Source organism: Bacillus sp. JJ1609 (genome assembly GCF_036967045.1).
In the GTDB taxonomy this organism is placed as follows: domain Bacteria; phylum Bacillota; class Bacilli; order Bacillales; family Cytobacillaceae; genus Mesobacillus.
The window spans coordinates 1-24,836 of record NZ_JBALSS010000031.1 but is presented as its reverse complement, the minus strand read 5'-3'; the positions used below and the strand labels follow the sequence as shown (position 1 = coordinate 24,836).

23 protein-coding genes are annotated in these 24,836 nt (G+C 40.2%); 9 read left to right on the top strand and 14 right to left on the bottom strand.

The window, feature by feature from the left end; all coding sequences use genetic code 11:
* Positions 1-99 precede the first annotated feature (99 nt).
* From V7654_RS20375 to V7654_RS20365, 3 genes are all read right to left on the bottom strand, one after another.
* Positions 100-621 (bottom strand): restriction endonuclease, encoded by a 522-nt coding sequence (locus V7654_RS20375; RefSeq protein WP_335432664.1) that lies wholly within the window; start codon positions 619-621, stop codon positions 100-102.
* Between the two features lie 306 nt (positions 622-927).
* Positions 928-2,478, bottom strand: a complete 1,551-nt coding sequence (locus V7654_RS20370) for a response regulator (RefSeq protein WP_335432663.1) — start codon at positions 2,476-2,478, stop codon at positions 928-930.
* Positions 2,479-2,481: 3 nt separating this feature from the next.
* Positions 2,482-4,245 carry a cache domain-containing sensor histidine kinase gene (locus tag V7654_RS20365; RefSeq protein WP_335432662.1) on the bottom strand — a complete coding sequence of 588 codons (1,764 nt, stop codon included), beginning with the start codon at positions 4,243-4,245 and terminating at the stop codon, positions 2,482-2,484.
* Positions 4,246-4,398: 153 nt separating this feature from the next.
* Between V7654_RS20365 and V7654_RS20360 the strand changes: the two genes are divergently transcribed.
* The gene (locus tag V7654_RS20360) at positions 4,399-5,385 is read left to right on the top strand and encodes an ABC transporter substrate-binding protein (protein ID WP_335432661.1); all 987 of its coding nucleotides are present in this window, start codon (positions 4,399-4,401) and stop codon (positions 5,383-5,385) included.
* A gap of 42 nt (positions 5,386-5,427) precedes the next feature.
* Here V7654_RS20360 and V7654_RS20355 read toward each other — a convergent pair whose 3' ends face one another.
* From V7654_RS20355 to V7654_RS20330, 6 genes are all read right to left on the bottom strand, one after another.
* The gene (locus V7654_RS20355) at positions 5,428-6,033 is read right to left on the bottom strand and encodes an SIS domain-containing protein (protein WP_335432660.1); all 606 of its coding nucleotides are present in this window, start codon (positions 6,031-6,033) and stop codon (positions 5,428-5,430) included.
* Entirely contained in the window at positions 6,002-7,705 is a 1,704-nt protein-coding gene (locus V7654_RS20350; RefSeq protein ID WP_335432659.1) for a ribulokinase, read from the bottom strand. Before V7654_RS20350 ends, V7654_RS20355 begins: the two co-directional genes overlap by 32 nt.
* Positions 7,706-7,736: 31 nt before the next feature.
* Positions 7,737-8,789, bottom strand: a complete 1,053-nt coding sequence (locus tag V7654_RS20345; RefSeq protein ID WP_335432658.1) for an ABC transporter permease — start codon at positions 8,787-8,789, stop codon at positions 7,737-7,739.
* A 21-nt stretch (positions 8,790-8,810) separates the two neighbouring features.
* Positions 8,811-9,806 carry an ABC transporter permease gene (locus tag V7654_RS20340; RefSeq protein ID WP_335432657.1) on the bottom strand — a complete coding sequence of 332 codons (996 nt, stop codon included), beginning with the start codon at positions 9,804-9,806 and terminating at the stop codon, positions 8,811-8,813.
* 39 nt (positions 9,807-9,845) lie between these two features.
* Complete coding sequence (locus V7654_RS20335; protein WP_335432656.1) at positions 9,846-11,333, bottom strand: sugar ABC transporter ATP-binding protein; 1,488 nt, start codon at positions 11,331-11,333, stop codon at positions 9,846-9,848.
* An 89-nt stretch (positions 11,334-11,422) separates the two neighbouring features.
* Entirely contained in the window at positions 11,423-12,469 is a 1,047-nt protein-coding gene (locus tag V7654_RS20330; RefSeq protein WP_335432655.1) for an autoinducer 2 ABC transporter substrate-binding protein, read from the bottom strand.
* A 290-nt stretch (positions 12,470-12,759) separates the two neighbouring features.
* Between V7654_RS20330 and V7654_RS20325 the strand changes: the two genes are divergently transcribed.
* Together V7654_RS20325 and V7654_RS20320 are read left to right on the top strand one after the other, a co-directional pair.
* Complete coding sequence (locus V7654_RS20325; protein ID WP_335376649.1) at positions 12,760-12,975, top strand: DUF1659 domain-containing protein; 216 nt, start codon at positions 12,760-12,762, stop codon at positions 12,973-12,975.
* A gap of 36 nt (positions 12,976-13,011) precedes the next feature.
* The gene (locus V7654_RS20320; RefSeq protein WP_335432653.1) at positions 13,012-13,230 is read left to right on the top strand and encodes a DUF2922 domain-containing protein; all 219 of its coding nucleotides are present in this window, start codon (positions 13,012-13,014) and stop codon (positions 13,228-13,230) included.
* A gap of 151 nt (positions 13,231-13,381) precedes the next feature.
* Here the strand turns inward: V7654_RS20320 and V7654_RS20315 are convergent, their stop codons facing one another.
* A complete protein-coding gene (locus V7654_RS20315; RefSeq protein WP_335432651.1) occupies positions 13,382-13,774 on the bottom strand; it encodes a hypothetical protein in 393 nt (130 codons plus the stop codon).
* Between the two features lie 298 nt (positions 13,775-14,072).
* On the opposite strand from V7654_RS20315, the gene V7654_RS20310 reads away from it, so the two are divergent.
* The 5 genes from V7654_RS20310 to V7654_RS20290 all read left to right on the top strand — a co-directional run bounded on the left by V7654_RS20310 (position 14,073) and on the right by V7654_RS20290 (position 18,446).
* Positions 14,073-14,927, top strand: a complete 855-nt coding sequence (locus V7654_RS20310) for a hypothetical protein (RefSeq protein WP_335432649.1) — start codon at positions 14,073-14,075, stop codon at positions 14,925-14,927.
* 245 nt (positions 14,928-15,172) lie between these two features.
* Complete coding sequence (locus tag V7654_RS20305) at positions 15,173-15,937, top strand: CBS domain-containing protein (RefSeq protein ID WP_335432646.1); 765 nt, start codon at positions 15,173-15,175, stop codon at positions 15,935-15,937.
* A complete protein-coding gene (locus tag V7654_RS20300) occupies positions 15,934-17,865 on the top strand; it encodes an NAD-binding protein (protein WP_335432644.1) in 1,932 nt (643 codons plus the stop codon). Before V7654_RS20305 ends, V7654_RS20300 begins: the two co-directional genes overlap by 4 nt.
* On the top strand, positions 17,849-18,061 hold the full coding sequence (locus V7654_RS20295) for a hypothetical protein (protein ID WP_335432643.1): 213 nt from the start codon (positions 17,849-17,851) through the stop codon (positions 18,059-18,061). The genes V7654_RS20300 and V7654_RS20295 overlap by 17 nt, the downstream gene beginning before the upstream one ends.
* 100 nt (positions 18,062-18,161) lie before the next feature.
* Positions 18,162-18,446: a RyR domain-containing protein gene (locus tag V7654_RS20290; protein ID WP_335432642.1), complete on the top strand. Its 285-nt coding sequence runs from the start codon at positions 18,162-18,164 to the stop codon at positions 18,444-18,446.
* Positions 18,447-18,477: 31 nt separating this feature from the next.
* Here V7654_RS20290 and V7654_RS20285 read toward each other — a convergent pair whose 3' ends face one another.
* The 4 genes from V7654_RS20285 to V7654_RS20270 form a co-directional block, all read right to left on the bottom strand.
* On the bottom strand, positions 18,478-18,945 hold the full coding sequence (locus tag V7654_RS20285) for a hypothetical protein (RefSeq protein ID WP_335432639.1): 468 nt from the start codon (positions 18,943-18,945) through the stop codon (positions 18,478-18,480).
* Between the two features lie 19 nt (positions 18,946-18,964).
* Positions 18,965-19,738, bottom strand: a complete 774-nt coding sequence (locus tag V7654_RS20280; RefSeq protein ID WP_335432638.1) for a hypothetical protein — start codon at positions 19,736-19,738, stop codon at positions 18,965-18,967.
* A gap of 70 nt (positions 19,739-19,808) precedes the next feature.
* Positions 19,809-22,037: a toll/interleukin-1 receptor domain-containing protein gene (locus V7654_RS20275; protein ID WP_335432637.1), complete on the bottom strand. Its 2,229-nt coding sequence runs from the start codon at positions 22,035-22,037 to the stop codon at positions 19,809-19,811.
* Between the two features lie 528 nt (positions 22,038-22,565).
* Complete coding sequence (locus tag V7654_RS20270; protein ID WP_335432636.1) at positions 22,566-22,865, bottom strand: helix-turn-helix domain-containing protein; 300 nt, start codon at positions 22,863-22,865, stop codon at positions 22,566-22,568.
* A 179-nt stretch (positions 22,866-23,044) separates the two neighbouring features.
* Here V7654_RS20270 and V7654_RS20265 point away from each other — a divergent pair, with 179 nt between their 5' ends.
* Complete coding sequence (locus tag V7654_RS20265; protein WP_335432635.1) at positions 23,045-24,814, top strand: hypothetical protein; 1,770 nt, start codon at positions 23,045-23,047, stop codon at positions 24,812-24,814.
* Positions 24,815-24,836 lie beyond the last annotated feature (22 nt).

The following is a 24,836-nucleotide window of genomic DNA, read 5'->3' as shown; positions in this document are numbered from 1 at the left end:
ACACTTCTCTATTAGTCTACTAGAATTGGCAGATTAATGGAAGGGTAATGTGGAACATGGGGACGGTTCTCGTGTTCCGTTTCTATTGTATGTCTACCTTTACGCACCTTTTTGCTCAAGCATCCAATTAATCAGTGTTTTTCGATCAATCAACATGACTTGATTGGATTGCGCTAATTTTTTTGCCTGCTCAGTAAAGTAGCTATTCGTAATCACCCAACATTCATCAGCCTGGTAATGGCTCTTTGCTGAAGCTACTTCTTGAACGGCCTTTACACCTACTTTCTTCTTATATCTCTTGGCTTGCACGACGATTTTCTTTCCTTTTGCTGTTAAAATCAGGTCTGCTCCATAATCTCCACTTGCTGGTGTCAGAATGACACTGTAACCTCTCACTTTTAATAAAGCCTGAAGATACTCTTCAAATTTTCTACCGGGCATGTGATCAATTTCTAAAATTCCAGATTTCCTAAGTTTTTGTTCTCTTAGCAGATTGGTCACAAAAGCGAATAACAACGCCCCTCCAAAAAACAGCAATAATATAGCCGTGAATAAAGGGTCTGCTGTTAAGATTGACCATAGTAATTCCAAACCCATTTTAAAACCTTCATAGAATTCCAACACGTTCGTATCCCTCGCCATCATTGAAATTTCTAATATTCTCAAGCCAATCAGGAGTACTGCTATATATTTCAATTTACATGAAAATTATACCAATAAAACCAGGCCCCCGTATCGACAAACTTTTTATTTTATTTCGACACAAAAAAACATAGGGTCCATTACACCCCCATGCTTCTTTGACTCTTCACTAATATAATGATAAAACAAACTAAATTAATGAAAAAAGGTGATTATATGTGAAACACAAGAACCTTCCCCATGTTCACACAAACTCAAAATAAAACACAAGAACCGTCCCCATGTTCACTGTCCTAATTTGCGGTATTCGCTTGGGGAGTGGCCTGTGTGTTTTTTGAAGGTGGTGCTGAAGTAGGTTGAGTTGTTGAAGCCTACTTGGTCTGAGATTTCGTATGTTCGGTAGCCGGATGCTTTGAGCAGGGTTTTGGCTTTTTCGATGCGGATGGCTGTTAGGTAATCGACGAAGGTTTGGCTGGTTTGTTGTTTGAATAAGATGCTGAAGTAGCTGTTGCTGATATTTAGGTGGCGGGCGGCGGTATCAATTGATAGATTGGCGTTTTGAAAGTTTTGGCTGATGTATTGCTTGGCTTTTTCTATCAAATAGGAGTAACTGCCGTGTTTCCGGTCATTGATGTAATCTGCTATCTTGAACAAAGTGACCAGCAGTTCGTCTTGGACCATTTCAAGGGTTGGCCTGGATGCCAGCTGCTTGAACATATTGATGGGATGTTCAAATACTTCTTCCACGCTTCCTCCATATTCCCTTAATGTCTTAATCGCTTCCATATAAATATTACTGATGATCATTTGTGAATAAAGATAAGAATCTCTTCCAGCACTTTTTATATTATCCATCAGGACATTTACATCTTTTTTTATTGACTCCTTATCGGTAAAATCAAAACCATAAATTATCTCGTAATCCTTGCTGTTTATGATGCTTGAGTATTCTTTTACCTTTCCTTTCACGCTTTCAAAAGAGATCGTTTTCCCGCTTCCTAAAATAAACTTATACTCTAGTGCTTCCATTGCTTCTTGATAGGATTGCGAAAGCCCCTTGATTGCAGCAGCAATATTGCCGTAGGCAGTCGTCAAACTTGTCTGCTCTTCAGTCCTGATCTTATTCAAAACTAATTTCATCTTTCTTCTTACGCTGTCTTCAGTTGCTCCCAGTATAATCATGATTAACTCTGTCCTGTTCATTTCAAGAACGAAAATATCTTCTTCATCTCCATACAAATTACTCAAGACATTCTTTGTGTTTTCATTCTCATCCACTTTCAACACTAGCACATTACCATAGCTTGCTTCTTTCATTTGCAGTTCCTTCACTTTTTCCGCAATTGAATCTGGATCCACATTTGAGAAAAGGAGGTCCTTTAGAAAGCTGGCCTGGAGGATATGAAGGCTATTACCGATTTTCTCCTTTAATACCTTTTCTTCATTTTCTTTGTGCAACTTACTGTCATAATCCCGGGAAATTTTCCGGAGCATTTTCTCTAGATCGTCTAGATCAATAGGTTTTAGGATAAAATCCTGTGCGCCTAGCTTGATCGCTTTTTGGGCATAATGAAATTCGTCATAACCGCTGATAATGATGATGTAAGTATCAGGATTCTGGGATTTCACTTTTTCAACTAACTCCAGCCCATCCATAAAAGGCATCTTGATATCGGTCAGGATCAGCTGCGGGGTATGCTCGTTGAATATTACCAATGCTTCTTCCCCATCTTCAGCATGTCCGATCACCTTCATATTGAGCTTTTCCCAATCAATACTATCTGCTATCCCCTGCCGAATCATTTCTTCATCATCAACTAATAGAACCTTGATCACTTTTTATTCTCCCATCACTTTAGGTATTTTGATCTCTGCTGTTGTTCCTTCGCCGTCAATACTTCGAAATGTAATACCATACCCACTTCCGAAAAACAGTTTGATTCGTTCTTCTACATTTTTTAGCCCATATATACTTAACTTCTCACCTGGTCCATCCTTTAACGTGTTATTTAACTTCGTTAAGGTTTCCTCGTCCATCCCTTTTCCTGTATCTTTCACTTTTAATAAAAGATGGTCATCTTTCTCTTCAGCCGTAATCCAAATATGACCCTTTTCTTTCTTAAGCTTAATGCCATGATAGATTGCATTTTCTACCAGCGGCTGCAAAATGACTTTAAAGGTTTTATATTGACTGAGGTGTGGAGGCAGGTCGATCGCATAGTCAAACTTTTTAGGATACCTCATGTGCTGAATCGTTAGATAGCTTTCAACATGCTCGATTTCCTCTTCAAGTGTAATGATGTCCTTTCCTCTGCTGATCCCGATCCTAAAGAGCTTGGTGATGGCCATTACCATACTAATGGCTTCTTCATTCTTTTTCGCTCTTGTTAACCAAACAATAGAGTCTAGAGTGTTATAAAGAAAATGTGGATTGATCTGATATTGAAGCGATTTAAGTTCTGCTTGCCTTAAGGCTTCCTGCTCGGAAAGTACACTTTTCATTAATTCTTCAATTTTTCCGGTCATGACGTTGAAGCCTGTACTTAGCTGGCCGATTTCATCCTTGGCAAGGACTGGAAGCTTCACATCGAACATCCCATCCTCGACTATTTTCATAGAGTTTGTAATATTCTTGATTGGTTTAACCGTTTGCCGGGAGAATTGCCAGGCAAAAAAGAAGGCAATTCCACAAACTACAATAAGAATGAGAATGATCATATTGAGAAACATCATATTATCCTTTGTTAATTCACTAACTGGAATAATTCCGACAACTTTCCAGCCAGTGACTTCAGATGTTTCTTCAATCATGATGGTATTTTCAGTAAAGGTGACCTTTGTGTTTCCATATGTATCTACTTCTTTTGAAGTTTCCAATTTAAGCTCCTGGGTGATCAGCTTAGGATCTGGATGTGTAATAACATGGTTATGTTCATCTAATATGAAGATAGAGCCATTATCACCTAATTTTGCTTGAATAATCGATGACAGCTGTCTTTCAGGCACGTCGATCATAACAATTCCAGATGTCTCTCCGCTGGCTTTGTCGGTAATGGGGAATCCGGCTGATACTAAGAATTCTCCAGCCGTTTTTACAATGACAGAGCCATTTCTGGTTCGGAACCAGGTAATTCCTTCAGAATGGATAACCTCCTCATACCAGGTGGAATGAAGGAAATCATAAGTCTGGTCTGTTCCATAATTGGATTTATAGCGCCCGCCATTTTCCCCAATTACATAGATTCCAAAAAGCTTTTCATTAAAATTGGAGATTAAGTTCAATCGGGTATTAATTTCTAATTCATTCGAGTATTTTTGGGCTATGTCTACACTCAAGGGATGTCTTAATGTTTCTTGTACAGCTGGTTCATCAGCTGTCATCACAGCGGACTTTTTAACCTCCAGTAATAGTTCATCAATTTTTTGCGTCGATTGCTCGATGATCTCCTTACTGAACTGAATCGCATTATTTTTTGTAATGTTATAGGTAATCGCATATGAAACAAACCCAATCAGTAAAATGGGGACAATGGAAAGAATAATAAATTGAATCAGCAGCTTAATCTGCATGGATAGGTTGTTGTAGAACTTTAGTATTTTCATTGCTGCCACCCAATAATTTTTTTTAATATTTATATTATATAAGAAATATCCATGTAAAAAGTGGAGAAATTTCACCATCCATCTTTGAATCTATTTATGTTTATCGTTTTATTGTATAATTGTGAAAAGAATGCGCTTACAGGGAGGGATTGGATGAAAACAGCTTGGTGGTTACTGCCCATTGTCCTTGTCATTGTTATTGCAATATACCTGGCAACTGACAAACCGACAGTTAAACCCTCATCACAAGAACCTAAAGAAGTACAATCCGAAATCCTGCGTGTAGGCTTCTCACAAGCGGAAAATAATAACCCTTGGCGCATTGCTGAAACAAATAGTATAAAAGAGGAAGCAAATAAAAGAGGTTTTGATTTAATCTATACAGATGCGCAAAGTTCTAGCGAAAAACAAATCAATGATGTGAAAGAGATTCTCTCTAAAAACATTGACTATCTGATCCTTGCACCAAGACAATACGATGAACTCGCGCCGGCGTTGCAAATGGCAAAGGATAAAAATGTGCCAGTGATTTTAATAGACCGTGAAGCAAAAGGCATTCCTGGAGAAGATTTCATCACCTTTATTGGCGCTAATTTCATCTGGGAAGGTGAACAGGCTGCGAAATGGCTGGTAGAAAAAATGAATGGAAAAGCCAATATTGTTGAAATATCGGCCACTACAAACTCTACTTCAGCCAAGCTTCGGGCAGAGGGATTCAGGAATATCATTGACCGGTATCCGGATATGAAAATCATTACGTCCCAATCCGGAGAATCCTCAAGAGCAACTGGACAAAAGGTCATGGAACAAATTATTAAATCAGCAGATTCCAATATCAATGCTGTTTATTCCCACGCTGATGAAAGTACGATTGGTGCAATCCAGGCTTTGAAAGCGGCAGGAATCAAACCTGGCATTGATACGACAATCGTTTCTGTTGATGGCCAAAAGGATGCATTGAAGGCAATCATTGCCGGAGAGCTGGGAGCTACGGTAGAATGCAGCCCATTTCTTGGTCCAAAAGCATTCGATGTAATCGAAGATCATTTGGAAGGAAAGAAGATTCCAACCAGAATCATTCAGCCAGGCCGTTTCTTTACTGGTGAGAATGCTGAAACCTATATTAATCAATCCTATTAAAATAACTTTGGCTGACACATATGTGTCAGCCTCTATTTTGTTTTACCCTTTGTTTAACAGCAGTTCCCCTACTGCTCCACCAGGGTGAATAACCGCGAATTGATCCTTTGTATAGTTCATTTCATGCATGAGGGAAATGATAATCGCATCAAAAATAGCAATCACGGCGAGCGTACTTGCTGTAGCAAGCATATTGAATGGATCGGGTTCTCGTTTGACCTGAATTTTCAGGACTGTTGCTGCCTCTTTGGCAAGAATTGAATCGAGGTTTTCTGTCACCGTAATAATATGGACTCCTTTTTCCTTCAAAGCTGGAAGAAGACTTACAAGCTCTCCTGTTTTTCCACCTTTAGAGACTAAAATAACAATATCTCCTTTTTGAACGAGGCCCAATTCACCGTGAACCGCATCGGATGGATTCAGGTAAACGGCTGGACGTTCAATACAGCACAATGTATGGACGATTTTTTTTGCTGCTACCCCTGACGTTCCGCAGCCTGCAACGATGATTCTCCCATTGCACTCCTTGATCGCCTTGATTACTTCTAGAACCTGAGCTTTATCGACAGTGGAAGAAAGATCCTTAACTGTTTCAGCTTCAATTGAAAGTGTATGCTCAACGTGCTCCCATAAATGATTCAGTTCCATGTTGGTTCACCTCTCCTTGCTTGATTCTTTTTAAACGCTTCATCACATCGTTGAAACCCTTGCCGAAATAGTCATTCAATAGTTTATATTCCTTGAAGATCTGCTGGTAGATTTGGTGATTTTCTTTATTTGGCTTATATGTTTCATCCAGCACATTTGCCATTTTTTCAGAAGCAGCAAAAACATTGTCAAAGCCACCATTAACAGAACCCGCGGCAACTGCACCGTAAATCGCTGCACCAAGTGCCGGGGTCTGCTGAGATCCTGCAATATGAATCTCCATATTGGTACAATCAGAATAGATTTGCATCAAGAGTTTATTCTTTTGCGACAGACCGCCGCATGCATATAATTCATTAAGATCGATCCCTGCGACCTTATAATTTTCAATGATCAGATTTGTGGCGAAAGCAGTTGCTTCCATTAATGCACGATAAATCTCTTCTGGTTTTGTTGATAAGGTAAGTCCGATGATCAACCCTGACAAATCGGCATCTACCAGAGGTGTCCTGTTTCCATTCCACCAATCCAGCGCTAAAAGCCCGCTCTCGCCTGGCTTCAATCGTGAAGCCTTGTTCTCCAGCAATTGATAAATATTGATGCCTTGTTTTTCGGCTTCTAAATGGTATTCCGCAGGGACACCATTTTTAATAAACCATTCAAAGATATCCCCCACCGCACTTTGGCCGGTCTCATAGCCAAACAGCCCTGGCATGGCTCCATCTTCGACGCTCCCGCATATCCCGGGCACTTTTATTTCTCTTTCTGAAAGAACGAAATGGCAGAGCGAAGTACCCATTACCATGACCATCTTCCCTGGTGTGGTAACACCAACGGCCGGAAGAGCAACCGGGGCATCACAAATAAATGGAGAGACGACTGTCCTCGTGCTCAATCCAGTTAAATCTGCACCTTTGTTAGATAAATTACCTGCTTGATATCCAATTGGATAAACTTCTCTTGATAACTTTTCGTCTACCACATTTTCGAGCCTTGGATCTAATGCTTTAAAAAACGAGTTGTCTGGATACCCGGCTTGCTTTTGCCAAATGGCTTTATAGCCTGCTGAACAGCTGCTGATTACCTTTTTACCGATCAGCTGCATGACAATCCAATCCCCTGCTTCGACAAAGGAATCAGCTGCCTCATAAATTTCAGGACTCTCTTCAAGAATCTGCATAATTTTCGGGAACATCCATTCAGAAGAAATCTTCCCGCCATATAGAGAAAGGAAGTTTTCTTCTCTCTCAGCTGCAATCTCGTTCAGCTTATTGGCCTGATCCTGTGCTGCATGATGCTTCCATAACTTCACCCATGAATTTGGTGTATGTTTGTATTCTTCCAGCATACATAATGGAGTTCCATTCTCGTCAATAGGCAGGATTGTGCAGGATGTAAAATCCACTCCAATCCCTATCACATCTTCTGCAGAAACTCCGGCAGCTTCAAGCACTTGGGGAATGGTCTTCAGCACATCAAGATAATCTGCTGGGTGCTGTAAAGCCCAATCCTGTTCCAGTTTTATCTCTGTTCCAGGGAGCCGGTCCTCGATCACCCCATGCTTATATGGAGTAACAGAGGTACCCACTTCCCTGCCTGTTTCAACATCTACTAAGAGCACTCGTCCTGATTGAGTGCCATAATCAATTCCAATAGAGTATTTGTTCGCCATATTTCCGCCTCCTTCTATAGGAATCTTGCTGTTATGATCGTTTCATTTGCTTTTGGCCGCTGATATAGTTGGTCACCATGACGATGATCAGTACCGCTCCCCAGATAAAATCTTTGAAGAAATTACTGATATGAAGCATATTAAAACCTGTTGATAAAAATTGAAGCGTTAAAACGGCTACAACCACGCCAGCTATTCTCCCAAATCCGCCATTTGGATTGACTCCGCCAAGAATGGCCACAAGTAGGGCTTGCAGGGTATAGCTGCTTCCGTATTCCGCATTAGCAGAGTTGGTCCGTGACGCAATAAGCAAGCCTGCGATCGCTGCAAGCGCACCAGAGTACATATACGTTTTTAGAGTGACTTTAAAATTATTGATACCGGAGTACGTAGAAGCTGTTGGATTTGTCCCCATCATATACAGTTTCAAACCGTATGATGTCTTCTTAAGGATGATTGAAAAAATCACAATTAACAGCATGAACAGCAGGAGTGGAATCGGGATATAAAGTACCGACCCTGCTCCAAGAATCGTAAACTCAAGCGGGAAACCATAGACAGCCTTCCCCTTAGTAATGATGATTCCAATTCCAGTGAATAATTGCATTGAACCCAGCGTGGTCAGAATGGGTGGAATTCCGAAAGTAGAAATGGCTATGCCATTAAGTAAACCACATGCCAGCCCTGTCAAAACCGCAATCGCAATGGCCAGAAGGATCACAAGAGCGATTTGGCCAGAACTTGCACCTTCAGGAAGAAGGTTGACCATTGTTACAGCCGCTAGAATCGATGATAAATTGGCAATCCCCACAATGGAGAGATCAATACCACCGGTAATCATGACGATCATCATGGCAATTGCCATGATTCCAAACTCAGGAAACTGGAACGCCATCGATACAAGGCTGTCCATCGTCGGGAACAAATCCGGCTTCAAGATGCTCATGACCACAAATACAAAGATCATCATGGCTATTAATCTAGTTAAATTTCCATCCCTGGAGAGAACGCTTCTAAAATTGATGTTGAACGCTGATATGCTTTTCTTTTCTATGTTTTCAGGGTTCGGTTTAACAGTTTGCATTTTTTACCCTCCTATCTCTGTTTAGGTGATGCTCGGGGTCCTGAGTGCAGACCTCTTTGTCTGATAGGCTGTGATGCCTGTTCCAACCAGGATGAGCAAGCCAACAATGAACTTTTGCCAATAAGAAGGAATGCCTAACAGGATGAGACTGTTATTGATGATCAGCACAAGGAACACTCCAAGGAAGGTTCCAACCATCGTTCCGTGGCCTCCTGTGATTCTTGATCCGCCAAGGACAACTGCGGCAATTACCAGCATCTCAGCACCCATGAAATCCATTGGGTTGCTGTTTCTCATCAAAGAAGTGTGGATGATTCCAGCGATTCCGGCAAGGAAGCCCGTAAAGCAATAGATGAAGAATTGAATTTTCTTGATGTTAAAACCTGCCCGTTCTGCAGATACAGGATCACCGCCTAAGGCGTAAATGCCCCTGCCTAACATCGTGTACTTAAGGATGAACCAAACAAGACCAGCCACCAGGATTAATGGAATAATGGCAAAAGGCAGGCTGTAGACAACCCCGGTCTCCGTTGTGACCCTGAACAGTTCCATTTTCGAAAACTCGTTCATTCCTGCCGGGACATTGGCAATCTCCTTGTAGCCTATGAAGGTCAATAAAAATCCAGTGAACATACTTGCTGTTCCAAGAGTGACAATCAAGGTTGGCAGCTTAAAACGGGAAATTAAGATGGCGTTAATTAAACCAAGCAGAATGCCAATCAAACCTGCAATTAGGAACGCCAGTAGGATTGATCCCTCATAGCCATATGTTGTTAAAATTTTTGTTGTCGCAAACATCGAGAATGCAGCAATGGCCGGAAAGGAGACATCTATTCCACCGGATATAATGACCATCATGACTATGATCGCAAAAATCCCTGTGACGATACTGCTTCTAAAAAGGTCAATCACATTCCCGGCCGAAAAAAAGGTTGGATTGATAACGCCAATGACAATGGCCAGTACCAGTAATGTGATCCCAACAAAGAATTCATTTGTATTCAGTAATTTTTTCATTTTTGTTTCACTCCCATCCAGCAGTCAGACTTGCTTTGCTTAACTGCTTAATTGATGACCTAATTCCTGTTCGGTTAGTTCAGTATTTTGGAATTCATTCACAATCTCACCCTTTTTCATGACAAGGATTCTGTTGCAGTTGTGTATGACTTCGGAGATATCGTCGGAAATGATGATTACGCCAACACCCTGTGCAGCCAGCTCTCTAATCACCTGGTGAATATCCGCTTTTGAGCCAATGTCGACACCCACCGTAGGACCATTAAGAATGAGGATCTTTGGATTAGTTGCCAGCCACTTAGCCAGTACAACCCTTTGCTGATTCCCGCCAGACAAAGCAGAAACGGGAAGGTCTGGTGATGGAGTTTTAATTTTCAGGTCCCTGACCCATCTGTCCATCTCTGAACGGACTTTTCGCTCGTCAACCAGCTTTGACTTTCTTAAAAGCTTATCAATGACACTGACGACCATATTTTTACCAATTGATTGCTGCAGGAACAGTCCCTCAGTTAGCCTGTCTTCCGGAACATAACCGATTTTCTGCTTGATTCCGTCTTGTACACTGCGAATCTTAACCTGCTTTTGTTCAATATAAATGGCCCCTGAATCTGCAGGCAGGATACCAAAAAGAGCCTTAGCAAGCTCTGTCCGCCCTGAGCCAAGCAGTCCCGTTATACCGAGAACCTCACCAGGGAATAAATCAAAAGAGATATCATTGAATAACCCTTTTTTTGTCAGACCTTCTGTCCGTAAAAGTGGCCGGGTCCCTTTGAATTCAGGTGTAAATAATTTATCTTCTATCTTTCTGCCAGTCATATATTCTACAAGGCTGGATTGGTTGATCTCGCTAACCTCACCGTCTTTTACATTCTTACCGTTTCGCAAGATCGTGATTTTCTCACAGATTTCATATACTTCCTCGAGCTTATGGCTGACAAAAAGAATTGCAATTCCCTGTTTCTTCAAATCCCTGATGATATGAAACAAGGAATTTACTTCTTTTTGCGTCAGTGCAGTCGTTGGCTCATCCATGATGATCAGCTTGGCATCCTGCAGCAGTGCTCTCGAGATTGCTACCAGCTGTTTATCAGCAACAGATAATGTCTCTACCTTTGCGGATAAATCAATATTAATCCCGATTTTCTTAACAGCTTGCTCCGCAATTTGATAGATATTTTTCCAGTTCACCAGCTTTTTGTTGCTGGTCAGCTGTAAATTCATAGCTATATTTTCGGCGACGGTCAGATTGGGGAAGATGGAAAAATCCTGATAGATGACCTGAATTCCCTCTTTAATCGCATCGATTGGGGTAAAATTGTTATACTGCTTCCCATTGATTTCTATCGTTCCACTGTCCGCCTTATAAACACCAGAAATGGTTTTGATTAATGTTGATTTTCCGCAGCCATTTTCTCCAGCAAGGCATCGCACCTCGCCTTTATTAATGGTGATGCTGACGTCCTGTAACGCTTTTACACCTGCAAACGACTTGCTGATTTTCGTTAACTTGATAAATGGTTCACTCATAACGGCTTTGCCCTCCTTCAGCTCATGATTTGAGAACAAAAGCAATTATACAGAGGACTGTATAATTGCTTTTTCAGTTCCAGGGATACTTAGAAATCGTAGTCACCCATATTTTCTTTCGTTACATCAATCCATGCCTCGCCGTAGAACACCTTGCCATCAAGCTTAAGGTTTTCATAACCAGGAGCACCAAGGTTCACTCCATCCTTCAGCTCGTCTTCTTTGCCTTCAAGGATCATGTAAGCAAGCTTGTTAGCAGCATATCCTGCATCCGCCGGATCCCAGAATGAAATCATATCCAATGAACCACTTTCCAGGTACTTTCCAGCAACAGATACAAGGCTAGTACCAACGATCTTGACTTTGCCAGTCAAGCCCATTTCCTCGACAGCAAGTGCCGCACCAGCCGCATCCGGCATTCCGCTTCCCTGGATTCCTTTTAGGTTAGGATATTTCTTAAGCAATTCTCTTGTTGCTTCATAAGCTGTCTTCTGGTCATCATTTGATTCGTTACGGTCAGAGACCAGCTTCATACTTGGATATTTCTCTTCCTGCAGTTTAACCGCAGCGTCAATCCACTCATTATGTGATTTTGTTGTCAGGTTTCCAACGAAGGTAGCATACTCGCCTTTTCCATTTGTCAGCTGACCTAACTTATCCATTAAATGTTCACCGTATCCAGCATTGTCAAAAGCTTCGATATCATAGTCAACATTCTCTAAGTTTGACGCCTCATGGCTGATAACAACAATCCCTTTATCCCTAGCTTTCTTAAGTACAGGCTCAAGAGCTTCAGGTGAGAAAGGAACAACAACAATCGCATCGACGTTCTGTGCGATCAAGTCTTCAATCATCTGAACCTGCAAGGCAGCATCCGCTTTTTGAGGCCCAATTTGGTAGGCATCCACACCCGTTTCATCAGCAAACTTCTTAACGCCATTTTCCATTCGCTCGAACCATGCACTATTGCTCAATTTGACAACGGTTGCAATTTTGTATTTGCCATCTTTTTTCTTATCTCCTGAAGATTTAGCAGAAGACTGATCCGTAATACCTGTGCCCGCACATCCAACGATGAGAGACAAAGATAAAAGTGTAATAAAAACTAAAGAAAGACGCTTATAAATCCTTTTCAACTCAATTCCCCCTAAAAATTAAATTTGTAAGCGGTAACAAATTACTGTTCAAAAAATTCCAGCACCCGTTTCCGTTGAAACAATCTTACAATCTAGGAGATCGAGAGTTAATAAAGGATTCTTTAAAGATGTTTAAATATTCTTTAAAAAGAAACATAGGGACAGTTCTCATGTTCCACTTTGGAACGCGAGAACCGTCCCCGTGTTTATGTTCCTTCATTTTTTTCTTCCCACCCTGTCCTTTTCGTTCTCCCCATTGTATATAGAGAGTGAAAGGTGGTGAGGAAAAAATGGCAATGGCTATGCTGAAGGATTCATCAATTAGACTTGAGTTCGAAACTGGCATGAATGAGAAGGGCGAGCCGATCTACAAGGGCAAGACTTACTCAAACATCCGCAAAGAAGCGACTGCAGACCAGGTGGACCAGGCTGCAAAAGCGCTGGGCGGTCTTAGTGCAAACTTACTTAACTCTGTTGAGCGTAACGACAGCTTTGAAATTATCTAATCTAACATTCAACTAATCTAATAGGAGGTGTAAAACATGGCAAAAACACTTGAATTACAATTTGTCACCGATCTTGGCAAAACAACCAAGCTGACGGTAGATAATCCAAAGGAGCCAATTGATCCAGCAGTAGTCAAGCTGGCAATGGATCAAATCATCGCTTCAAATGCGTTCCAGAGCAATTACGGCACCCTTGTCAGCGTCAGCAGTGCCCGCGTTGTTGAGCGTAATGTAACTGAATATGAGATAGTTTAATAAATAAATGAAGTCGGCCATCCTCTTGGGTGACCGGCTTTGGTACATGGGGACGGTTCTCGTGTTTCAAAAACACGAGAACCGAGTCAGCCCCCTACTAATAATTGACTATTAAAGCCGACTGGCTTTCTTCATTGTTAAGACCTGAAATTCACTTACCCCCTTCTTCACTCTTCCCGACTTCAACCCCTAAGGTAAAAATCTCAACAGAGAAGTCCCCAATCAACTTTTCGAAATACTCCATTGGGATATGGATCACCCCAGACTGGTTCAGCCAATCCAAATGTTTCTTAATCTCAAATAGCAACTTTACCGTCTTTTCCCCTGCTAAAATTATTCCTTCACGAAACTCCTTTTTCTTTTCCCCTGCCTCAATCCCTAACTTGAAAATTTCTACAGAGAAACTCCCGATAGTCTCTTCAAAGTACTCCAACGGGATATGGACGACCCTAAACTGATTCAGCCAATCCAAATGCTTCTTAATCTCCAATAGCAGCTTCGTAGTCTTTACCCCTGCTAAAATAATTCCTCCACGTTGATTCATCATGCTCATCCTTTCAACATTTAATAGGCGAGGAAATCATCCTCGGCCGTATAAACGTTTAAGAATATTGAAACGAGCAAACAAAAATTGATTTAGAATAAAAAATTTCTTGGCTCCTATATGAATCTCCATATTCTGAAATCCAGCTAACACCTTTATCTTTCATCTAAAAAAAGTGAACATGAGAACCGTCCCCATGTTCACAAGGTTTCACAAATCAGACACAATTCTCCCTCTGCGACCATGTCCTTTTTGTCTCCCTTTTCTTATATAGACAGTGAAAGGGTGGTGCAATAAAATGACGATTAAATCGGGTGTCATTGAGGGATTTGAAGGGTATTCACAGTTTGTTTCGCTGGGGGAATTCAATAATCATCTTGAAATGTGGATGGTGGAGCATAAGAAGAATTTTACGAAGGGTGAGGTAATCGGCTTTAAGCGTCTTGCTCGTTTTGCAGCTAAGATCCCTGGAGTTGCCAATGCTAAAATTGGGACTGTGCTGAAAGCGATTTATGAGGAATATGGAGAAATGGGGATGATTTCCCGTTCCACTTTTAAAAGAATGATCATCAAGGCTAGCAAACTTGGCATTTTCACAGTCTATGAAACAGAGCGTAAGAATGGCTCACAATCGAGCAACCTTTATGTATTCAATCGCTTTCCACTTAACGAACTACCGAATGAGGAAATATTGAACCACCATAATAAAACTATCATTCCTTCTAAAACTAACATTAAAAAGAATAATAAACGTGAAGATAGCCCTGTGAATGAAATACCAACTGTTTCAGCTGAAAGAGAAATAGCAACTCAGCCAACATCATTTACCGAAAAAGCACTTGAAGACCATCTATTCGTTAGTGACCGGATACCAAAATCATTCACGGATTTAGTAAAATACTTCTTCCCGACAGCAAAGGCAATCGAGGAATTCTGGAGAATGACCATGATCTCCGCTTATCGCAATAATTACGAGAACGAAACTGAAACCCTATTAACTGTGTCGCTCGATTCATTCAAGCAGCTCGTCCGTAAGCTGAAGTCCACTGCCACGGTAAAAAATCCGATCGCCTACTATACTGGGATTTTGAATAAGAAATTTCAGGAGGTTTACTTTGGAGAGCTGTTTGAAATGAGTTTTGAAGCCCTTTAACTCGGCTTACGAAGGAATCAGATTCTTTTCTGCTAGTGATGATACAATGTTTAATTCTGAATACAGAATCTTAAAATAATCAATAAAAATGGATCCTTTGGGTTTCTTATAAATCTATACTCCTTATATCCTTCTATTTTCCTGTTACTTTTTTTCTATATACACTAGGAAAAATAAAACATATTTTCTATAATATTTGTTATACCAACTAGATTTGCCAGTACTCCAGCGAGGTGTAGATTATTATGAATGAATTTCCTTCCATGGTCGTAGAACAAAACAGCCATGTAGAATTGTCCGAAAGATTCGAAGTTGCTTTTAACCAAATCCATGCGGTCTTAAAAAGATTAAATCCAAATGAGAATGTTGATGCTTTTGTAAAACTGCTTTCTGATACTAGAAAAAAGCACGCTTCTATCGAATCCTTTTATTATGAGTTAAAGCAATTTGCCAAACTTCGCAATGCCCTTGTACACGAGAAACTAAATATGCATACTTATATCGCCACCCCCAGTGAGGAAACAGTTCTTCAAATTGAAAGAATTGCATCTTCACTCTCCAACCCACCCCTGGTGCTGAATATCGCAACCTCTGCCGTTGTGACAATAGATTTTCACGCCACATTGGAGCATGTAATACATGTGATGAAAACCTCTTCCTACAGCCAGTTTCCTGTTTATAATCAGGGAAGATTTCAATTTTTATTGACGGAGAAGGGTCTTACCAACTGGATCTCTTCAAATATTAAGGACGGAATGATCCGGCTGACTGGCATTAAGGCGAATAATCTTGCAGTTTTTGAGGATGAGCATAATGTAAAATTCATAAATCGCAAGATGGACATATTTGAACTTGAGGAGATTTTCGAAGAGGCTTTTCAGAAAAAACAGCGACTTGAGGCTGTAATTGTAACAGAAACAGGATCACCCGTGGAAACTCCACTTGGAATTATTACACCATGGGATTTAATTGAAATCGATATAATCTCTCCGGGAGTTTTGATAAAATGAGTCTGGCAGAATATCGCAAAACTTTGCTACTTTACTATAAAACGATTGGTGTATACATATTATTTTTATTGTTTTTTGCGGCTGGCACCTTCCAGTACGAGTTATTCAGCAAAAATTATTTTTGGATGGTCTTTAGTCTTATTACAACCACTGTGGTAGCTTTGCCACTTCTAAAAAAGCACTCCATTCAATTTTTCACGTTTCTGCTGACAATTATTTCAGGGTTATTTGGATACTTAACAGAATCCTATAAACCTTATTCTTTTTCAAATGCTTTATATTCAACAATCAGGTTATTTGTCCTTGATACGGATCAGGTGTTTTCACCAGATGGAAGTAAGTTTGTTGCTTATCCACTTTCTATTGAAATAGGCAGATGGTCAGCCGCGATCTATGTCGCATCAACCATACTGCAGATTTTTATTCAGTACTTTGGGCATTCTTTTCGGACAACTTATTTTTGGCTAACTGGAAACCATTTCGTCATTTTTGGGTTGAATGCCAAAAGTGTCACTTTAATCCGTGATTTGTTAAAGAACAAAAGAAAAGTATTGATTATCCAGGATGGTGACCACCCTGAAGAGGCTGAACTGATAGAAAACGGGGCTGCCATTGTCAAAGGGAATCTTTTCGATGAAAGTACATATCGCAAGGCAGGAATCCAGAACGCCTGTTATCTAATTGCGTTACATGATGAAGATGCCTTTAACCTGAATATCACCCAGGCAGTCTATCAATATATAAAAAAAAGCGGCAAGAAAGAAAAAACGATACCCTTCTACATACAGCAAAATCACACTTTGACTCAGTCGCTGTTCGATTCCATTGAGAAAACAGTCACGTCTGAAATGGGTATTAGTCTGGAAATTCGTCCAGTCACTTTGCATAGTTTAATTGCCAGGCAGCTGCTTGACAAGTATCCGCTTTATCGCGGTTATGAAAAAAGGGCAAAGGATCCGAAAGGAGAACCTTTCCATCTCCTTTTTGTCGGCTTTGGACTGACTGGACAGCAAATCGCGATACAGGCCATTCAGCGGGCCCATTATTTCCATGGACACCCGCTTAATATTACGGTGATCGACAAAGCGGCAAAAAAAATCGAGCGCCATTGGAAGGAATTCATCCCAAGGCTGGAAGATGCTGTCCAAATCAATTTTGTCGAACAAGATATTGAACTTGAAGATATGGTAAGTTTCATCAATGGAGCAAGCCCGGATTTTACCCATGTTTATATTTGCCTGGACACGGATGAACAAGATGCACTTCAGGGGATGCGGCTCTATCAGCATTTTAAGCAAATGCCGATCTTCATAAAACTGCAACGCGACCAGCATTTTGCCAACTGGCTTCATGAAGAGACCTCTTTCCCTAAAGTGTACCGCTTCGGAACCTGGGAAGATGTTCTTACCGAACAAATGGTTATCAACGAAGAACTAGACGGCATGGCCAAGCTTGTACATGAATTCTACGAAAAGAAATATTCACAAATTGGTCCATGGGAGAAGCTTCCCTTTTTCGCTAAAAACTCCAATCGTGCCCAGGTGGATCATTTGGAAACAAAACTATTTCTATCAGAGTTGAAATTAACACACTCTGATGATGAGTCCGGATTTCTTGATCCGGATTTGTTTAATCGCAAAGTTTTGCCTATGCTAGAAGAATTATCCATCGTCGAGCATCGCCGTTGGAATGCTTTTTACTTTATCAACGGATGGGACACCTTGCCTCTTGAACTGGCGAAACAAATGGGCGGACAGGACAAACAAAGAAAGCTCCATGTTTGCCTTGTCGCATGGAATGACCTGAAGCTGGCCGAAAAAGAAACAGGTAAACCATACCAGAAATATGACCGTGATACTGTTGAAAAAATGCACACACTGGCCACGGAAAGTAAACAATTCATTATTGAAGATGAACACCATAGGTAACCCCTTTATCATTGGAGTAACAGGACAACGGGATAATCATCCAGCCAGCCAACACCAAGTTTGGAATCTCGGTGTTGGCTGGCTGGATGTACAGATATCTACCCATGGGGAATCGAATATTGTCTTACATTCACCACTTGCTGTCGGTGCGGACCAACTTGTCGCTCTTTTAGCGATTAAAAGGCAGAAACACTGAGACGTACCCCAAGCCATCAAGATGATTTCAAAGGAAATGAAATTTCGCTAATAGTTTGGGGGCCTAACCAAAAATAGACACACTCAAGGGAGGACAACATTTGATTTACAGACCAAAGCCATTAGACACATCCACCATTAACCTTCCTGAAGAAATACAAATTTTGCAGGAACAGCTGGCAGAGAACATCCACGAAACTTGGTCCCAGCAGCGCATGCAGCAGGGATGGAAATACGGACCTGAACGAAATGATCATAAAAAAGAACATCCCAATCTCGTTCCATACGACGATTTATCTGAGGAAGATAAAGACTATGATCGTAACACTACTATGGAGACCTTAAAAACAATCATCCTGCTTGGCTATTCAATTGATAAAAAATAAAGCTTGAGGAACAGCGCCCTCAAGCTTTTTTCTATACTTTCGTTGATATATGCATAAGAATTTGTTCGACCGTCAAGGTTTTTTGAATGAAGACATTGACGACAAGGACTAGCACACTTGCGACAACGAACAATACTGCAGCAGATCTAATGAACCGGACAATCGAAAAATGGACCTTAACATACTTCTTCGGGGCCCCTTCGAACCAACCCTTGATCATCCTGTTAATCTTCTCCATTTTCCTGATAAAAGATTCCACATTTACAATTAGTCTATTCATTTTTTCTTGGAGAGAAGCTGGCATGATGTTCAGGATAATCAGAGTCATGCTTAGCAGACCTTGAATAACTCCCAGAATTAACTTTACTGCCAAACTGATTACCCATAACAAGGTCTGAATGAAATATCTTGAAAGAATAATAACAATAATTATTCCAATTACCTGCAGGCCATACGTTTGGATCCAGTCAATGATCTTTAAAAATAGTAATCCGTCCATTTTTACCTCCTATATCCTATTACTTTGTATCGATTCCTTGAAGCATCTCTTCCATCATGCTGTCCAGCTTACCTTTCTCTTCAGGCTTTTCAAGCAAGATTCCTTTCTTTGTCCAGTGGGAACGGAGAAGGTCCTTGTGTTCTAGTTCTACTGTCTCCAATAAAATATCAGGACTTAAGCTCTCTTCAATTAAAAGGCGGTCATAAGCCTGCAAGATGGCTATTATTGATTTCGCTTTTTCAACAGCATCCATCGTATTCAAATCATGCTCCGTTTTCTTATGGGCCTTCTTGTACATGATTTCTTTCCCGATGTCATGTTCTGTTTTTCGGTGGTCTTGATCCAGCTCGTTCTGCAGTGCGTCTTTTTTGACGAGTGAAGTGTAGGACGCAACCCTAAGCCCGATGGCCCTTAAATCATTGAGCAGGCCTGGAAAAACTTCCACATCCTTAAGCTTCCGTTGTAACTCGATGATTTCCTCGATATTATAGTTCAGGACAACGCCAGAAATAAAAGCTGGAATCACACCATCAAGATACGATCTAATGTCCGAAACCTTGGCATTGTAAAGCTTGACAGCATCGACAATTTCAAGCCTCAGGGTAAGCATGACACGAAAGTATTTTCTATGTTCAGCTGTTATGTATTCGCCGCTGTGTTCATAATTAAACGGTCCAGATGCCATTTTAATACGGTAATTTATATTGTTTTTCTTGATAAAGGCATTTGACACAGGCGTCTTTTCATGGCCGATGACAAAATACTCTCCATCCTGATTTTGATAAATGAACAACTCGCCCTCCCGAAGTTGCGGTTCAGGTTCCCCTGAGCTGAAAAATGGTTTCTTTTTTACTGGGGATTCGCTATATACTAATGACATTTTCATCACCTTTCTTGACTGTCTCTATCAAATTATGAAACTGAACGGCAGACAGTTTAGCATGTAGTTTTTTCAATAATGATTGGTAATGTTCTTTTCCGTCCGGATAGGTAAGGTATTCGGCCAAGAGCCTTGCAAGCGTAACTGCGGCATCCTCAAGGTGTTCTTGTTCCACGAGAATGACAAGGACAAAGAACAGGAAACTTTCAACAAAAGAAGATTGTGTCTTATAAAACAATGGAGGATGATTTCTAAAGATCTTCGCTAAAAGCTTAAGATAATCAAGATATACCTCTTCTTCCCTCCATTCAGCCAACCTGTCTTTCAATGTCCCGTAGAATAGCTTTTCTAACTCGGGGCTCAGGTACACATATTTGCTAAAATATGAAAGGGTAAAATAAAGAGTGTTAGAAGGCTTTCCATTACGCACCAACAAATCTAGCAGCCATTCCAGCACCATCTGGTAGTTTTCGATCCCAATTTCGGATTGTATTGTCAGCATGGCTGTACGCTCTAACCTTTTGTTTCGGATCGAAATCCAATTTTTTAATAGCCTTACAGTTTTCAGCTTATACTTTGTATCATTGTACAATCGAATAAGCAGCCGTTTCGCCAATAAGTTTTCAGCCATATTGTCCGATTTAGCCAAAGGGGTGATCAATCGTTCCACGCCTTGCTCAAACCGCGAATCTATGATGGAGAACATAATGTCTTCCACTCTTGACACGATGAATGAATATTTGCTGCCTAAATGGCCAATTAAAACGCCTGCTAGATAATCCCGGTAAGGATATTCAGACCATACAGCCGGCCAGATTTTATCCGCCATCACTTCATATTGGTAATAAACACATTCTTCCGCATAATTTCCGAGATGATTACTAACCCTCTTATCCACGACTTTCAAATTAAAATCCCGTTTTAAAGTAGAGAATGAACGGGTATGATAATTAATCTGCTGTGCCGGGTATGTTTTCTGGAATTCAGTAAGCAAGTAATCGTAGGATTCAATGATCCTTTCATAGCTCCTGCCATGATTTAACGCAATCGCTAAACTATATAAAATATCATTTATATTGTCTTCACGTTCGAGATCAAATGGCAAAGCCGCCCTTTCCAGGGTAAGAAAACGGACTGTTTCTGCAAACTGTTCAACCGATTGTTCTCCATTGACGATACTGGATAGTTGGCTGACTAGTTCAAGCAGCACATCACTTTGATTGATGTTGTGGATCAGTTCGTTATCCTTGGAAAGGATCTTTTCTGCTATTTGTATTTTCTCAGGATCCTGTATATTCCAGCTTAGATGGTTTAAGATGTATGATTTTTTATCTAATGGCAGTAATACTTCACTGCTTTCCAAATTGGGGACTGGCCCATCTGTACAAAGCACCAATTCTGCCCTCGCATTGTTAAGGCGCAATGATAAATTCTCAAGGAAGCTTTCCGAAACGAATTTTCCCAGCTCAGATCGATCAATATGTATGAAATAGCCTGAATCCTCATGCAAGGGTTCTGCCGCAAGAGTTTTGAGGGAGTCAATTCCAAGGCCCTCAAAGAGGATTTTTTTGTTCTTTCCGCTTAAAAAGTTGATGGCATGGGACGTCTTTTCTGCAAGGTCTATTCCATAGAATACACGGATCGGATTCTCAACCTTCAACTGATTAAAATCAAAAGACGGTGTAAATACATGCTTATGTTTTGACAGCAGGTTCTCACTTACCTGTGAAAATCCGTCGGGAATACGATTAGCCCGGTTCCTGGAATGGCTGAGAAACTCGGCAGCATTCATGCCGTCGCCAGCATCCTTCAATAGGACCTGCAGGAGGCTCCTTAACTGACGCCACGCTTCCTCAACCGTTTCATAATCATCGATTTTGAACCATTGACTGGCATTCAAGTGCATTTCCAATTCCCGAGGATAATCTTCCCTTCCTTTTAACACAGGAAGAATAAGCTTTTCTTTCTTGCGTGCATAAATAACTTCGTTTCTTACATAATTCCCGAGTTTTTTTTCGAAGTTTTCCGTTAAATAAACAAGGATCACCTTCGATTCTTCTATCCCTGTATTAAGTTCTGGTCCGAAATGCGTACTTCCCAGAATTCTCTCTGGAGCATACCAGCAGACAATTTCCGGTTCCATAAAATCCGCTAACTGCTTAACTTCATTTGTATCAACACCTTGGTGACTAAGAAAAACATCAAACGACAATCGATATTCCCCCAATATATATCTTACTATGTAAGGACTGGATACCATGAACCAGCTTCCACTTTTATTACACGTAAAGTGTACTCAGATTTATATAAATAACATCTTAGATTTTTATTACTATTTTACCATGTTTATACTACTAATAGATTAATAATCTTGACGTAAAATAAACTTTAACATCCCAGAGTATTTCTCTTAAATGCAAGTAGCCAAAGGAATGTATCTTAACGTATTTACTATATTAAAATAGTAATTAGAGTGGGAGTTCTTTCGATAAAAAAGAAATGCCCGACAAAGAAATTTGCGAGTCATACCGTGTAAAATCCCCCCTACAAAAAAACGATGGAGACTGCTCACCATCGTTTAACTATGTGAAACTAGGAAGGGAAGGACGTCCCCTCCGTTAGTCCTTATCAAAATGTAAATTCTTTTTAAATTTGTATTATCCACTCTCAGATACCCCAATGTATCAACAAAGCTCTTCTACTGTAAATTGACCCCTTAAAGCTTCTACTACTTTAAATTTTATCTTCTTCCCTCCCTGACCAAGATTTCCTCTAACTTTTTTAGGACTGCATTCTCCAATTCCAGCTTTCTGATATATTTCTCCTGATCAGTATAATGTTTACTTTGTCCTCGTTTATCAAGGTAAAAAGTATTTCCGTCTTTTTGGTATCTATGCCACCAAGTCTTCACTGTGCCCGTATTAGCTATGTTCAACTCGTTCGCAATCTGCGAATAGGAACGCCCTTCCTTTTTAAGTTCAATGGCATTTAATTTGATCTCCATAGAATAGTTATTGTGAAATTGTCCTTTTTTTAGCATGAAAATCACCCCTCAATGTATGGTCTCCAAACTGGTTGTTTTTCAACCTCTACTATAAGGGGTGCACATCACGGTTCTCGTGGTCAATTTGGAACATAAGAACCGTCCCCATGTTCCGCCTTTTTTCATTTTCTATTTCCCGTTATACTTAGAAACGATTGTGTTTGGGGGTCTCGTCTATGAGAATTTTGTTGGAAAACCAATCTTTATATATATTGAATCGGGATGGCAGGAGGGAATTGCTTGACCGGAGGGTGATGCATAATGCCTATCAAGATCTCGATAAGCGAGTATTATATGTCAAAAGCGGACCAGATCCTGAGTCTGGCGATTTAATATTATTCGAAAATGGAAAAAAGAAAGTATTGGAAAAAAACATTAAACTGGTCGCTGTCTCAGAACAATTTGAAATAATTGTTTTTCTGGCTAGCCATAAAAACAAAATTGGGACTCTTACGGTTTTGAAAAATCTTAAAGAACGGGTGAGCCTTCGTTATAAAGTCTATTTTGCAGATGTATTAGTTGATCTAAACCCTACTTCCTTTAAAATAAATTTTTCTGTAGAGCACAAAAATTACGAATCTGATTTTTACTGTTATAAAAACGGAGAAGTGAGCAAGATTGCAGAGAGAATTCGATTTGCCCGTTCTTCCATACGCTATGTTAAGACAAAAAAAGACACTCTCGGTTTACTTTATCTAAAAGGCAATAGCGTTTATAAATATGAAGATGGAGAAACAGTACTCCTCACTGATGGAGTTGAACACGATTTCTCGACCAACTATCAAGGAAACCAATTGCTCTACACGAAGCTGGCAGAGGGAGGCATCAATAGGAAATATGATGTTTTTATCACTTCGGTGAATGAATCAAAGCACATGTGTGTTGGACAATATTTCAGCCGGGAACAAAAGGATGATATTTTCCGATTTGGATTTTCCATCAATGGTGTATTCGGAAATTATTTTAACTTCAATAGGATTGAAGAGATGACAGACATCCAGTTTACTCAAGAAATAAAACAGGAATATTATGATATGTTTATTCCCGATTCTGTAAAACTGCCAGAGCGGACACTTTTCTTAAGCAATCTTACCAAAAATCAAAATTACTATGTTGCAAAAAAACTGATACAAGATACATCCGGCTTTAAGCAAGAGGAAATTCAATTCAATTTACCCTATGATGATGGGGAGAATATAGCAATTACTTTACCTGATGATGAAGCGTATTTCGAATTCTTACAGCTGACTGATTCGGAGTTAAATATATATGGTTATACGATTCAAGAACTCATTAACGGAGTTGATACTGTCAGAGGATACAACCCGATTGCTTACCCATCCAGGGACAGGAGCGGTTTGACTTTTAAAGATTTGGAGTATGTTACTAGCCTCCATGAAACATGCAAGGAAATCCAGGACAGTTTACACCTTGGCTCTCAATATGATTTCATAAACTATTTTTTCGAAAAGCACCTTGCTGCCATTCTTGAATTGAAGCATAAGAAAAATCATTTTTTTAATCATTATTTACTAGGTAAAGACCGCTCATCAATAGAGAATTTCAAACTGAAACGAGCAAAAATCATAGAAGAACTGATTCTTGAGGGAATCATGCCAGCAAAATGGCGATCTGAAGCTGAACTGTTCAAAACAGTCAAAAAAGAGTTCGATGATGCTCAGCTGCATGTCACTCTGCCATGGCTATCACCACAGCATTTCGATGTGTACATCCCCAGTTTAAACATTGCTTTAGAATATCAAGGAATCCAGCATTTCAAACCGGTCAGTTATTTCGGAGGAGAAGAAGGCTTTCAAAATACGGTCAAAAGAGACCAACGAAAGAAAGAGAAATGCAAACAAAATGGAGTCCATCTCATAGAATGGATGTATGATGAACCGATCAACAAGAAAAATTTGCTCAACAAAATAAAAGAATTTAGATAAAACATGAAACATGGGGACGGTT

Bases quoted from the DNA above. Each gene is read 5' to 3' on its own strand.
- V7654_RS20365 (WP_335432662.1), bottom strand. From the start codon at position 4,245: ATGAAAATACTAAAGTTCTACAACAACCTATCCATGCAGATTAAGCTG.
- V7654_RS20360 (WP_335432661.1), top strand. From the start codon at position 4,399: ATGAAAACAGCTTGGTGGTTACTGCCCATTGTCCTTGTCATTGTTATT.
- V7654_RS20355 (WP_335432660.1), bottom strand. From the start codon at position 6,033: ATGGAACTGAATCATTTATGGGAGCACGTTGAGCATACACTTTCAATT.
- V7654_RS20350 (WP_335432659.1), bottom strand. From the start codon at position 7,705: ATGGCGAACAAATACTCTATTGGAATTGATTATGGCACTCAATCAGGA.
- V7654_RS20345 (WP_335432658.1), bottom strand. From the start codon at position 8,789: ATGCAAACTGTTAAACCGAACCCTGAAAACATAGAAAAGAAAAGCATA.
- V7654_RS20340 (WP_335432657.1), bottom strand. From the start codon at position 9,806: ATGAAAAAATTACTGAATACAAATGAATTCTTTGTTGGGATCACATTA.
- V7654_RS20335 (WP_335432656.1), bottom strand. From the start codon at position 11,333: ATGAGTGAACCATTTATCAAGTTAACGAAAATCAGCAAGTCGTTTGCA.
- V7654_RS20325 (WP_335376649.1), top strand. From the start codon at position 12,760: ATGGCAATGGCTATGCTGAAGGATTCATCAATTAGACTTGAGTTCGAA.
- V7654_RS20320 (WP_335432653.1), top strand. From the start codon at position 13,012: ATGGCAAAAACACTTGAATTACAATTTGTCACCGATCTTGGCAAAACA.
- V7654_RS20315 (WP_335432651.1), bottom strand. From the start codon at position 13,774: ATGAATCAACGTGGAGGAATTATTTTAGCAGGGGTAAAGACTACGAAG.
- V7654_RS20310 (WP_335432649.1), top strand. From the start codon at position 14,073: ATGACGATTAAATCGGGTGTCATTGAGGGATTTGAAGGGTATTCACAG.
- V7654_RS20305 (WP_335432646.1), top strand. From the start codon at position 15,173: ATGAATGAATTTCCTTCCATGGTCGTAGAACAAAACAGCCATGTAGAA.
- V7654_RS20300 (WP_335432644.1), top strand. From the start codon at position 15,934: ATGAGTCTGGCAGAATATCGCAAAACTTTGCTACTTTACTATAAAACG.
- V7654_RS20295 (WP_335432643.1), top strand. From the start codon at position 17,849: ATGAACACCATAGGTAACCCCTTTATCATTGGAGTAACAGGACAACGG.
- V7654_RS20285 (WP_335432639.1), bottom strand. From the start codon at position 18,945: ATGGACGGATTACTATTTTTAAAGATCATTGACTGGATCCAAACGTAT.
- V7654_RS20270 (WP_335432636.1), bottom strand. From the start codon at position 22,865: ATGCTAAAAAAAGGACAATTTCACAATAACTATTCTATGGAGATCAAA.
- V7654_RS20265 (WP_335432635.1), top strand. From the start codon at position 23,045: ATGAGAATTTTGTTGGAAAACCAATCTTTATATATATTGAATCGGGAT.